The following is a 13,330-nucleotide window of genomic DNA, read 5'->3' on the forward strand; positions in this document are numbered from 1 at the left end:
TACTTATTTTGCATCAAATTATAAAAGGAACGCTGAATCTGTCTTAAAAAGAATCTTAATTAACTCAAAAATACAATAACAATGAAAATTTCTGTAGTTGGAACAGGGTATGTTGGCTTGGTCTCAGGTACCTGTTTCGCTGAAACCGGGGTGAATGTAACTTGTGTAGATATTAATGAGCGCAAGATTGAAATGTTGAAAGAAGGACATATCCCGATTTATGAGCCCGGGTTGGAAGATATTTACAAAAAGAATGTTGAAAAGGGAAGGTTGATGTTTACAACCAATCTGGAGGAAAGTCTGAAAGATTCGGATGCTGTTTTTATTGCTGTTGGAACTCCACCCGATGAGGACGGAAGTGCTGATTTGAAATATGTGATTGGAGTGGCTCGTGAAATCGGGCGCACTATGGATCACTATATGGTTATTGTAACAAAAAGTACAGTTCCGGTGGGCACATCGGTAAAAGTGAAAAATGCAGTACTTGAGGAATTGGAAAAACGTGGGGAAGAAGTTCCGTTTGATGTGGCATCAAACCCGGAGTTTTTAAAGGAGGGAAGTGCCGTTGATGATTTTCTGAAGCCCGACAGAATTGTTATTGGAACCGAGTCCGAAAAGGCTCAAAAAGTGATGAAGAGGTTGTATAAACCATTTTTGTTAAATGGTCACCCCATTTTATTTATGGATATAACTTCTTCAGAAATGACTAAGTATGCAGCAAATTCAATGCTTGCAACAAAAATTAGTTTTATAAACGATATTGCGAATCTTTGTGAAATTGTTGGTGCTGATGTTGATTCGGTAAGAAAAGGGATCGGTTCAGATGTGAGGATTGGCACAAAGTTTATTTACCCCGGAACCGGTTACGGTGGTTCTTGTTTTCCCAAGGATGTGCAAGCATTAATAAGGACGGCTGATGAGAATGGTTATTCGCTCGAGATTCTTAAAGCTGTTGAATCGGTGAATTATCGTCAGAAAGAGATCCTGTATGGAAAGATAAAACGTCACTTTAATGGTGATTTAAAAGGAAAGAAATTTGCTGTTTGGGGGTTGGCTTTTAAACCCAAAACAGACGATATGCGTGAAGCTCCCTCGTTGGTTATAATTGATAAATTACTGGAAGACGGGGCGAAAGTAATCGCCTACGATCCTGTTGCGTCGGAGGAAGGAAAAAGAATACTGGGAGACAGGATCGAATTTGCCAAAGATGAATACGACGCTTGTATTGATTCGGACGCTTTGGTTTTGGTGACAGAGTGGCCCGAGTTTAGGTTGCCCAATTTTAGAGTACTGCAGAAACTTTTGAAAAATAATCTGATATTCGACGGCAGAAATATATATGATCCGGAAGAATTAAATGAAATGGAATTTACATATTATGCCATTGGCCGAAAACCAATAATCAATTAAATTATGAAAAGAATTTTAGTAACCGGAGGAGCTGGATTTGTAGGCTCGCATCTTTGTGAATACCTTTTAAATCAGGGAAATGAAGTGGTTTGTTTGGATAATTATTTTACAGGTAAAAAAGAAAAAATTATCCATTTGCTTGATAGTAAGTATTTTGAATTGGTACGACATGATGTAACGATGCCCTACTATATTGAGGTCGATGAGATTTATAATCTTGCATGTCCTGCATCACCGGTCCACTACCAGTATAACGCTATAAAAACCATAAAAACATCGGTGATGGGGGCTATTAATATGCTGGGGTTGGCTAAACGAACAAAAGCTAAAGTTCTTCAGGCCTCAACAAGCGAGGTTTATGGCGACCCGGAATTGCATCCACAGCCAGAAACCTATTGGGGGCACGTGAACCCTATAGGGATCCGCTCGTGTTATGATGAAGGAAAACGTTGTGCCGAGTCGCTGTTTGTCAATTATCACCAGCAAAATGATGTAAGAATAAAAATTATCAGAATTTTCAATACTTACGGGCCCAAAATGGAACCCGATGACGGGAGAGTTGTTTCTAATTTTATTGTACAGGCTTTGCAGGGAAAAGATATTACTATTTTTGGAGATGGAAATCAGACCCGTAGTTTTCAATATGTGAGTGATTTGGTTGAAGGAATGACTCGAATGATGTCAACTGAGGATTCTTTTACAGGACCGGTAAATATTGGTAATCCGGGTGAATTTACGATGTTGGAATTGGCACAGGAGATCATTGGTATTACAGGTACAAAATCGAAAATAATTCATTTACCCCTGCCCAAAGATGATCCGACACAACGCCAGCCCGATATTACTTTGGCAAAAGAAAAATTAAATGGGTGGGAACCTAAAGTGCCCTTAAAAGAAGGATTAGAAAAAACCATAACTTATTTTGATAATTTATTGAAAAAAGAATCAACTATAAATTGATCCCGGACTCATCAATCCGTTTGAAAGTAATCCATTTTCTAGATATAAATGAATTTAAAAACAGAGGAAATTATACCCACCGTTCTAATTGTTGATGATAACCCCAATAATGTTAAAATCATAGCGTTAACGTTACGACCACTAAGTTATAAACTGGTAATCGCAACCAACGGCAAAAGTGCAATAGAGATGGTTGACAAAACTCGGCCTGACTTGGTGTTGCTGGATGTTATGATGCCGGAAATGGACGGGTATGAAACTTGCCGTATAATCAAATCAAAAAGCGAAAATGAAAATCTTCCGGTAGTTTTTTTAACAGCACTAAGCGACAAAGAAAATACAGTGATGGGGTTTGATGCCGGAGGGGTTGACTATATTACCAAGCCATTTAATAAAAATGAGCTGATTAGCAGGGTGAAAACGCATCTTGAACTAAAAAGAACACAAGATAAGTTGAGAAAAACAATGGAACATCTTTCTGAGCTAAATGGATTAAAAGATAAGATGTTTTCGGTCATCGGGCATGATTTGCGTTCACCATTAGGCAGTGTAAAAATGACTCTGGAATTTCTTTCTCAAACTTCTGATGCTGCTGCAGGAGAAGAGTTGAAATCAACTTTGGATTTATTGGTAAAAACTACGGACGAGGTATTTAGCTTATTGGAAAATTTATTGGGCTGGGCAAGATCACAAAGTGGTAACCTCTCTCTTGAAAAAGAAGCCGTAGATTTAAATGATCTTGTAAATAGTGTTTATTTATTGAATAAGGGTAATCTAAATTTGAAGGGAATTAATTTTATTACTGAAATCGCTCCCGATACCAAGGTAAATGCCGACCTGAATACATTAAAAATAGTTTTTAGAAATATTTTATCGAATGCAATAAAATTTACTCCCGAGAAAGGAAAAATAACGATTTCTGCGAGTGAGTCTGACGGAAGAATAAAGGTTGATATAAAAGATTCGGGAGTAGGTATTCCTGAGGAAAGTATTTCGAAACTGTTTGATCAGACGCAGCATTTAACAACATATGGAACCAATCGTGAGTCGGGAAGTGGATTAGGATTAATTCTGTGTAAAGACTTTGTCGAACGTAACGATGGAACTATTCAAGTTGAAAGTGAAGTCGGAAAAGGGACTACATTTTCTCTTTTTCTTTCAGAGGCCTAATTGGAGTGCTATAAATAGATTTTATATCGTTTTTCCATTTATTATATTTAAGTAGATAATTTAATTAAGTTAAAATAATATTTATTTTGTGTTCTATGAATATAATAAAATCAAAGAACAAATAGTAAAAATATGAAACGATTTGAACTTGTTGACTTTTTGAAAGGATTTTCTATATTTACGATAGTAATTTTTCACTATTGTCAATACTTGAAACCTCCTTCTCCGTTTGATAAGTTAATATATTTTGGCGGAACAGGAATTCATTTGTTTGTTTTATTGTCAGGGTTTGGTTTATATTATTCTTATCTAAGAAAACCTCTGACATACCCCGCTTTTTTAAAGAAAAGATTTGTAAAAGTTTATACACCTTATATTGTGGTAGTTTTTATGTCTGCACTAATTTCTTTATTTATTCCCGTTTATAATAATTCTCTCTATGCGTTAGGTGGACATGTTTTTTTATATAAAATGTTTGATGAAAGTATTGTTGGTTCTTATGGATATCCTCTTTGGTTTATATCTATGATACTTCAGTTTTACCTATTATTTTATATTATTATCTGGGTGAGAAAACAATTGGACGAAAAGAAGTTTTTAGTAGTAGGTATATTAATAAGTTTTGGCTGGGCTGCAATAGTTTTTTTATTTGATAAAGGAAATAAAAGAGTTTGGAATAGTTTTTTCCTGCAATATTTGTGGGAGTTTGTATTGGGAATGGTTCTAGCAGAGCGAATATTTAATGACAAAAGAATAGTTGAAAATGAAAGAAGCCAGATGTTTTATTTGATTGGAGGTATAATAAATTACTCAATATGTGCACTTTTAGCGTTAAAAGGAGGAACCACAGGTAAATTATTTAACGATTTTTTTGCTTTAATTGGATATTCATTTATAGCTATTTTTATTTATAATATTAAACTGAAACCAATTAATAATTTGTTTTTATCGATAGGTAAAATTTCTTTCTCTGTATATTTATTACACTTCTTAGTATTACTCTTTTTAACAAGGTTATTATCCGAAATTAATTTGGTTTATATTGTAATTATTTCGCTTATTCTTGTATTTCCCCTGTCTGTAATATACCAAAAGGGGATTGATAAATTTTTAAAGGTGGTAGGATTGTAATAGAAATATTTTGTATTCAGTATTGCTCTGTTATAATTTACACATTTAAAAATGGAAATTTGAGTAAATTGACTCTAAACCCCGGTATTTTTAACTTACATACTTCGTGAATCTTTTTAGATTAAAGGAATTTTTGTTTTGTAAAGGATTATCTATGATGTTTTTACAAACTTCATTGTTTTTTGTACTCGATTCGAATTTAAGTACCTTATAATATAGAGACCATTTTTGAGATTATATTCAGAAATACTAATATTTAGTTCTTGAGATTGAAAATTATTAATGAAATTTTTTGACAAAATTTTTGAGCCATTGATGTCAAAAACTTCAATACTAAAACTAGTTTCTAAATCTTCTGAAATGTTAAATCTCAGGTTATCACTAACGGGATTTTTTACGAGCTCTATATTAGACGTTTGTTCTTCTTCTATTGAAAATGAACTTTTAGAGGTGCCTGTTGATGCACTTTTTTCGCTTGTTGAAGTTGAATCTTTATATCCATAAATAACAATCTCGTTAACCGCTGCATAAACACCCTCGTTCATACTTAACCGAATGTATCTGGTTGAAATGTTTGTACTGTTTTCTTTCCACGTTTTATATTTATCACACGGTTCAGTAAAGAGCGTTTCCCAATTTCCCGGTTCCCCTGCAGATACTACTAGGTTTTGCGAATTGTACATGTCGTGTAATGCAATATTGGTAATATTGTATGTTTCTCCTAAATCGATATATACATGGTAAGGTCCATAATTCATATTCCAGTAGGGTTTCCACGATTCGCTTATGGGATGCAATCCGTTTTCCGGAGTATAGCTCTGTTCATCAACTAAATAGTCAGCAGGGTAAATGCTACCACCATCTACTAAATCAACAATCATGTCTGATGTTAAAATAATTTGTTCAGAAGCAATCGTATCTTCTGTTACTGTATCTTCTTTGTATTCAAAATATTCTTCTCCACCTGGAGCTCCCATGTAAGCATATATCTCAGGAGTTGCTTCCGAGAGAGAATAATCATTTGAGTCAGGAGATGTGAAACTTATCGTATCCAACTCGGCAATTTTATTATTTGCAAAAACTAAGTTAGAGTCAACGCCCGATGCGTTGGTGAAGAAATCTATATCGGTATCATAAGTATTGTTGTTAATAACGATGTTATTGATTTCGTTCATATTCTTGATAATTTCGTCGCCACTGTTGTTTACAAAGTAGTTACCTGAAAATACTATAGGATAATTTTCTTCACTAAATAATCTGTTATCAATAAAAGCTCCTTTGCAAGAACTTATATAATTATTGGAGAATATATTATTTCCCATTCCCATGGTAATAATTCCATATTCAGGTGCACCTATCAAGATATTATTGTAAACATTTGCTACCGAATTATCGCCAATTTGCAATATATTATTTTGCCAGGTTTCGTTATCTTGTCCTGCGTTGAGAAGCGTATTGTTATAAATTTCAACATCTTCTACCATATTCGCAATCTGAACGGCTTCACGGCCAGTATTGCGCACTATGTTGTTGTATATTTTAACGTGTTTGAATTCCATTCCAGGACTAGTTGTTTCTCCTAAGTACATCCCCTCAGTAACATTTTCTATAAAACAATCATGTATTACAAGATTTGCAAAAACGGGTGCCGGAGATGGAGGATTGCCGTCATAATTTTTCTTTGCCATAATTCCAAAGAAGCCTTCATGACTAATTTTTATAAATTCAGCCTCGCAGTCTGAACTTAGTTCGGAGAATGCAAGTCCACACGTATTGGCAGACAGAGTAAAACCATATTTATATCCGGCATGTCCTGTTCCTGAAACTTTTATAAACTGGCAATTTTCAAAAGTTATTGCTCCCCAAGCATCAGGAGCATCAATTTGTACTTGTCCTCCTTTGTTTATAACAACAATGGGGTTGTCTTTATCACCGCTTAATTCTTGAAATCTGAGCGCTTTTGTGCGTTCAGACGAGATGTAGATTGTATCTCCACCACCTGGAGCAGTATCCCAAGTTTCGGCTGTGACATAGTACGAAGACGATTCATCTATAAGATAACTTATTTCTGTTTGATTTGATTTCGCAAAGAATGGGGTTGTGATGATAACAATAACAATAACTGCAATTTTTATTGAAATCTGGTTCAATATCTTTTTCATAACTTACAAACTTTATCTTTCTTACTGCTGTGGATTGTTTTTTTCAATCCTGATTTTTGATAGAAAAGAAGTGCGTCCTTCTTTCTCTAATGGTACTTGCAAGTTAGATATATTGCATTAGAAAACGGTGATACGAAGTTCTGAAAAAGAGGGTTAAAAATGCTGATTATTGCCGCCGCGATTTTATGTTAATAATAGAAATTATTTAGAAAAGAAGAAAAAAGACTAAGGTAATTTGTAAATAAACGCTAATATTTTTTTAGTTGATCTTAATGTGCTAGTCCTTTAGTAGGTTATCCTCTTTTCGCTCTTTCCCATTTTACGGATTGGTTCCCCTTTAAATATCGTCTGAAACCCATGAAAACAGATAGATTCATGATGAAAAAGTAATAAGGAATAAAAAGAATTTTTACTTTTATTTTTCTGTTTTCAAGAAACCAGCCAGTTAACGCCATTATGTAAAAAAGTATTTGGCCATAGAAAAGGAGAGTGTACAAATTGCTGATCTCAAAACTCACATTAATCGCTAAAATTAGATTAAGTGGAATAATTAGTAATAATAAAAGAGGTGTCAACGTCCAACGTAAAACCCGGTGTGAAATATATTGAAAAGACAAAGTTCCGTATTTGAAAATGTTTAAGAGAGGACTGAGACGAATAACTGATTGTATTCCTCCGGCCGATATTCTTATTTTTCGTTTTAATTCTTCTTTTACATTTGCCGATGCTGTTTCTATTGCATAAGCATTCGGGTTGTATTGAATAGTATGTCCGCCCATCGCAACACGAAGAGAAATGATAAAGTCATCGAGTAGAGTATCTTTTTCCACTTCCTGCCAGAGCTCGGTTCGGATGGCAAAAAGTTCGCCTGCTGCACCCACAACCGAGTACAATTCTGCATCCCATTTTTTTAGGGTCGATTCATATTTCCAGTATAATCCTTCTCCTGCCCCTGCTGCCGCATCCGCATCTTTGCTGTAAATGCGTTTTTCACCGGATACACACCCAACTTTTGGATTTTTGAAAAGATTTACAATTTCTCTTATTGAATCTTCTCCCAGGTTTGTGTTTCCGTCGGAAAAAATTACGATTGGGGTTTTTACAAATTGCATTCCCCGGTTCATTGCACCAATTTTTCCGCCACGTTCGTCTAAATGATGAACTTCAATACCTTCGTATTTACGGAGTAAATCAGGGGTTCCGTCATCAGAACCATCGGTTACCCAAAGGTGTTTTACCTTTTCTTTTGGATAATTCAGACTAAATGAATTCTTTACTTTTTTATCAACATAGTCTTTTTCGTTGTATGCTGCAACAAAAAGGGTAACTTCAGGCTCATAATTTTCATTTCCTGTATATGGTTTAGCTAAACCCAGTATTCGTCTTATTTTTATTATCAGAAAAAGTAGAATTCCATAACCAAGATATGAGTAGAAAATTATAAAAAGAGAAATCCAGAAGATAATTTCAAGAGCTTTCATTTTATCAGAATTTAATGGGTTAGCTTTTATTACTATTTAATTCGTTGTATATTTCTTCATAGAGGTTGAGATAAGACTTCGCCATATTTTCCCAAGAGAACTCTTTTGCTCTTTTTATCCCTTTCTCCGTCAATTCTTTTTTTAACGTCTCGTTGTTTAAAATTTTGAAGATAGCATCTGTTATTTCTTCTGATTTGGCAGGGTTTACAATTAGAGCGGAGTCTCCTGCTATTTCGGGCATTGATGACGTATTTGATGTAATTACCGGAATACCGCAAGCCATCCCTTCTAAAATAGGAATTCCAAAACTTTCGCGTAGAGATGGATATAGGAATACTTCACATTGATTGATAATGGCAGGAAGATCCGTATTTACAACGTATCCGGTTAGTTGTATATCTTCCCTGATTTCAGGGTGCCCGATTTCAAAAAGTATTTTATTAAGGGCTGATTCTTCATAATCAAGCATCACCAGTTTATATTTTAACAAACTTTTTTCATTAAACTCAGCAAATGCTTTTAATACATTTATTGTATTTTTTTTTGGGTCGGTATTGCCAAAGAAGAATAGAAAATGGTCGGGAAGTTTATATTTCTCTTTGGCGGCAAAAAGTACTTGTTTGTTCTCAATTTTTTTAAAGTGTTCTCCTACACCGTTATAGATGGTAACCAATTTTTCGCCAAGCCCCATAAAGTTTTTAATTCGTTCTTTTTCAAAATTGGAAACTGTTGATACCCTTTTGCTTTTTCTTATAACAGGGGGAACAACAAAGCGGCGGTACATATTTCCTAACTTTTGATACCAGGTTCCTGCTTTTTTGAAAATGCTAATAATTTCCAGGTAAATAATATCATGTAAAATGGTTATCAAAGGAACTTTAGACCAAACCGGGCCCGTATTGCTGGTACAATGCAAAATATCGCAGCCTTCTCTTTTTGCCGCTTTAGGAAGGGCTATTTGTTCCCAGATGGGGTAGGGGCCGCCTCCTAACTCTATTATTTTGAAATTTGGCGCATCCGGAATACAGCTGTTGTCAACATCGGGTTTTACAAAAACAATATATTCATTTTTTTTGTCTATAAGTTGCAGGTTTTTTATCAGTTCCAGTGCAACCATATCCATCCCGTGTTTTTTCTTTCGATAAAGCCGTTGTCCTTCAATCCCTATTTTCATTTTTTTCGTATTTAACTCTAACTGCTCTCTCCGAAATATTAGCTTAAAAGACTGGAATACAAATCTTCAATTTCACTTATCATGCGTTTTATTCCGAAATTTTTAGTTATAAAATTGAATCCTTCTTCTGCCAAAGAATTGCGTAATTTTTTATTTTTATGCAGCTGAATAAGTTCATTCGCGAGTTTCTCAGGATTTTTTTCAGGAACAATTATTCCGGTTACTCCATTGTTTATTAGCTCAATATTTCCATCGGCAGGAGAGGCAATAACTGGTTTCTTCATAGCCATTGCTTCAATAATTCCAATAGGAAATCCTTCCCAAAGTGATGGAAGACAATATATGTCAATAGCGTCTAATATATCTGGTATATCAGTTCTGAAAGGCTGAAAAATTATGCGATCGTTTAGCTTTAGTTTGTTTACTAGAGCAACTGCCTCATTTTTGAGGTTTCCTTCCCCTACAATTAGTAGCATAACATTTTTTTCGCTCTGAGCAATAATTCGCATTGCTTCTATCATGGAAAAAGGATCCTTTTGCTGTGTAATTCTTACAATGTAACCGATTAACGTTATTTCCGGAGCTATATTTAGCTCAGCTCTAATATCTTTAAAATTTCTATTAGGATTAAATTTTTCAAAATCAACGGAATTATAGATAACCGTTGAACGTTTCATATTAAATAGCTTGATCCCATCTTCTTGGTTGCTATGGGAAACACAAATTGTTTTGGAGGCTTTATTTGTAAGAAATTTTTCCATTCGTTTTCTAAGCTCCCGAACAAAGAACTTTTGATCGATATGGAATGACCATCCGTGTACCGTATAAATTATCGGAATTTTTAACTTTTGAGAGGCCCAAAAGACATTAGACATTGCGCGAGAGCCATGCGCATGAATAAGGTCAATTTTTTCTTCCTTTATAAAATTTGTTATTTCTTTCCATTTTGCAAAATCAAAAGCTTTCTCTGTATATATTACAGAAGTGGCTATATTATTGTTTTTCATTAGTTCGACCATCGGGCCATCTGTAAAAGATAAAACTATCGGTTGGTATCTCACTGTGTTAAGATTCATGGTTAAATCTATAACATGGCTTTCTCCGCCACCAATATTCCCTTGGCGAATCGTTTCAAGTATTTTAAAGGTTCTCATTTTTTTATATGGTGTTTTTACTTTTTATTTTCGTTTTCAACTTTTCGTAATTCAATATATTCAGACATCGAAAATAACCAGCTTGGTTATTTTGATGTATTTTATTTTCTTCTGTTTTTTTGCTATATGTTGCATCTGGTAACTATGATAAAATTTAAGAGTTAGTTTATAAAAAATAGTGTTAGGTCATTTATGTTTTTTTTCATCCATACTTTTAGACCCAATTTTTCTATTCTTTAGTTGTCCATGGTTCCATGTTCTGTATGTATAAATTTTTTGTTTGCTCCTTTTAACTTAAATAATGAAGCAAACATTAAAAAGAAAGCTTTGGGTAAAGTTAAGGCTGCTTTTAAGGTTTTGACAGAATAAAATTTTCCGGGAATACTAAAAAGAAATGCCAAAAACACCAATAAAAATACAGGCCACCATTCGTTGAACCCAAATTTCAAAAAGTTTGCGTTTGGAAATATCAAATCAATAAAACCATATAAAAGAGTAATAATTGTAACTAAGCCAACTAAAAGAACTCTTGGGGGAGAACCCATTTGATAAACTTTATCAAAGAAATCAATATTCCCTTTAAAGAATAAGTGATAGATTCCCGGGAAAAAATATCTGCCAAAATATATGAATTGTGCAGAAAGCCATCTTTTCCGTTGATTTGTAAATACCTCCGACTTTTGAACTTTTTCATCTAAAATAATAGCATCCTGTAAGTATTCTATTTTGTATTTATTTTTCAGAAGTTTTAGCTCCAGTTCTTTATCGAATCCGCCAACAGCTTTTACGTTTGCCATTGTTTCTTTAAAAAAAGAGTAGTCAAATGCCATTCCCGAGCCAATTAAAGCCGATGAAAAACCCAGATTTCGGTGCCCTTTTCTGAAGATATTGTTGTTTACCTCTTCACTTATGGCATCAAGAATTGCAAAAGATGTATTTGTGTTTTTTGCAACTCGATGACCTTGAACTACTTTAAATCCATTTTCAAAAGCCTGATTAATTTTCGAGATGACATCTTCTTGCATGATATTATCGGCATCTAAAATAAGAGCCACATCATAATTATCGCCTAATTCAAACATGGCTTTGTTCAGTGCCTTCGATTTTGTACTCACTTCAAATGAAACTTCGATAACAGTAATGGGGAGTTCTCTTAGTTTTTTGAGTGTTTCGGTTTGGAATGAATCTGCGATGATTACAACTTCATAACTTTCCTTGGGATAGTCTTGCTTTAAAGCTTCCTTCGCAACGTCGATAATAACAGCATCTTCCTTGTAGCCGGGTATTAAAACAGCAAATTTCCTGATTTTGGGATTTGGATTTATTTTTTGTTTTCGTGAAAAAACTCCTGCAAACCCAAATATGAAAACATAAATGGCTGCAAAACCAAAATATATCCAAAGTATAAATTCAAAAAGGTTTATTATGAATTTTAGAACCGCCATTGCTCTTAATTTTTTAATTTTTTATCCCTAAAATTTTTGATTACTTTTTCGAATAGAATTGCCCGGTTTTCCCAAGAAGTTTGTTCTGCAAATTTTATCCTTTCGGTTATTTTATCTCTAGTGTCATTTTTTATTTCATTGTCAATTGCATTGCAAAATTCTTCTTTATTGAACGTAAAAGAGACAATGTTTTTAAACTCGGGTAAATTTGCAAATGAGGTTAAAACAACCGGGACTCCTACTGATAAATATTCGTTAATCTTAAGAGGGTAAATATTTTTTGTATAATCACTACAGATATATGGAATTAGTCCAACGTCGCATTGTTTTAGCAATGCCGGAACTTCGTGAGCCTGAACCGGAGGAAGAAAAGTTACATTGGAATATTTCTGTAATTGTTGTGCTACTTTTTTATTCATTTGGTCGCCAACAAATTCAAATTCATATTCTGGCAGGTTTTGAATAGCATGTTCAACTGTTTCCAGGTCAAATCGGTGATCGATGCTTCCAATATACCCCACTTTCTTTGTTTTGTTTGTCAGAACATCTGTTTTTGTTTCCTTATTAAATAGTTTGAAATCAACGCCGTTTTTTACAACTTTTATATTTGAGTTCAAATGTTTCATTGTATTTTTAAGGTAGTCAGACGTAACAATTACACCGTCGGAAATTTCTGTAAACTTTTGATCTGATTGAACGGCTCTGTCTCCGTATCTTAAAATATCCGGGCCGTCATAACAATAAAAAAGGTGTAACACTTCTTTCAGTTTTCCCTTTAGTTTTAATCCGTAGATAGAGTTGTAAGCATTAATACAAGTTGGGGCATCCATTTTTAATTTTCGAAGGCTGCGTCTAACTGTTCTCGAAAAAATTTTTGCATTAATACTTAAAAGTAAATTGTAGAGCCAATTCGATTTAAATGCAGCAAAAGGCAACATCGGCGGAACTACCAAATGATAAACAGAAGTGTTAAATGCCGTTTTTTTTGTGACTAGCCTTTTCTTTGTTCCCAGCATTCTTGCAACCGGTGCCCGGCCTTTACCCAGAAGAGACATTACTAAATCTTTAATAGTAAAGGGGTATTCTACAAACAGAACTTTGTTGTTTTTTGCGATTAAAGACAGAAGCTGAACTGTTGATTTTGTATAAAAACCCTCCCATGTTGTATTTGAAACACATACAATATTTTGCAAATAGTTTTCCATGTTGAATTAGAGTTGCAAAGGTTTGTTTTTGCGTTTAT

General features: G+C 34.2%; 10 protein-coding genes. 4 read left to right on the forward strand and 6 right to left on the reverse strand.

Annotated elements, in window-relative coordinates; genetic code table 11:
• Positions 1 to 81 precede the first annotated feature (81 nt).
• The 4 genes from K5G00_RS05795 (at position 82) to K5G00_RS05810 (ending at position 4,671) form a co-directional block, all read left to right on the forward strand.
• Positions 82 to 1,410 (forward strand): UDP-glucose dehydrogenase family protein, encoded by a 1,329-nt coding sequence (locus tag K5G00_RS05795; protein ID WP_238765214.1) that lies wholly within the window; start codon positions 82 to 84, stop codon positions 1,408 to 1,410.
• 3 nt (positions 1,411 to 1,413) lie between these two features.
• Positions 1,414 to 2,370, forward strand: coding sequence for a UDP-glucuronic acid decarboxylase family protein (locus tag K5G00_RS05800; RefSeq protein ID WP_238765215.1), 957 nt, complete (start codon positions 1,414 to 1,416; stop codon positions 2,368 to 2,370).
• 48 nt (positions 2,371 to 2,418) lie between these two features.
• Entirely contained in the window at positions 2,419 to 3,540 is a 1,122-nt protein-coding gene (locus K5G00_RS05805) for a hybrid sensor histidine kinase/response regulator (RefSeq protein ID WP_238765216.1), read from the forward strand.
• 132 nt (positions 3,541 to 3,672) lie between these two features.
• The gene (locus K5G00_RS05810) at positions 3,673 to 4,671 is read left to right on the forward strand and encodes an acyltransferase family protein (RefSeq protein ID WP_238765217.1); all 999 of its coding nucleotides are present in this window, start codon (positions 3,673 to 3,675) and stop codon (positions 4,669 to 4,671) included.
• A gap of 152 nt (positions 4,672 to 4,823) precedes the next feature.
• On the opposite strand, the gene K5G00_RS05815 is transcribed toward K5G00_RS05810, so the two are convergent.
• The 6 genes from K5G00_RS05815 to K5G00_RS05840 form a co-directional block, all read right to left on the reverse strand.
• On the reverse strand, positions 4,824 to 6,833 hold the full coding sequence (locus K5G00_RS05815) for a T9SS type A sorting domain-containing protein (protein WP_238765218.1): 2,010 nt from the start codon (positions 6,831 to 6,833) through the stop codon (positions 4,824 to 4,826).
• A gap of 293 nt (positions 6,834 to 7,126) precedes the next feature.
• Positions 7,127 to 8,314: a glycosyltransferase family 2 protein gene (locus tag K5G00_RS05820; protein ID WP_238765219.1), complete on the reverse strand. Its 1,188-nt coding sequence runs from the start codon at positions 8,312 to 8,314 to the stop codon at positions 7,127 to 7,129.
• Positions 8,315 to 8,333: 19 nt separating this feature from the next.
• Positions 8,334 to 9,488, reverse strand: coding sequence for a glycosyltransferase family 4 protein (locus tag K5G00_RS05825; protein ID WP_238765220.1), 1,155 nt, complete (start codon positions 9,486 to 9,488; stop codon positions 8,334 to 8,336).
• Positions 9,489 to 9,526: 38 nt separating this feature from the next.
• Positions 9,527 to 10,642 (reverse strand): glycosyltransferase family 4 protein, encoded by a 1,116-nt coding sequence (locus K5G00_RS05830; RefSeq protein WP_238765221.1) that lies wholly within the window; start codon positions 10,640 to 10,642, stop codon positions 9,527 to 9,529.
• Positions 10,643 to 10,878: 236 nt separating this feature from the next.
• Positions 10,879 to 12,087 carry a glycosyltransferase gene (locus tag K5G00_RS05835; RefSeq protein ID WP_238765222.1) on the reverse strand — a complete coding sequence of 403 codons (1,209 nt, stop codon included), beginning with the start codon at positions 12,085 to 12,087 and terminating at the stop codon, positions 10,879 to 10,881.
• A 5-nt stretch (positions 12,088 to 12,092) separates the two neighbouring features.
• Positions 12,093 to 13,292 (reverse strand): glycosyltransferase, encoded by a 1,200-nt coding sequence (locus K5G00_RS05840; RefSeq protein ID WP_238765223.1) that lies wholly within the window; start codon positions 13,290 to 13,292, stop codon positions 12,093 to 12,095.
• Between the last annotated feature and the right edge of the window lie 38 nt (positions 13,293 to 13,330).

It is taken from the genome of Maribellus maritimus (assembly GCF_022267315.1).
Classification (GTDB): Bacteria; Bacteroidota; Bacteroidia; order Bacteroidales; family Prolixibacteraceae; genus Draconibacterium; species Draconibacterium maritimum.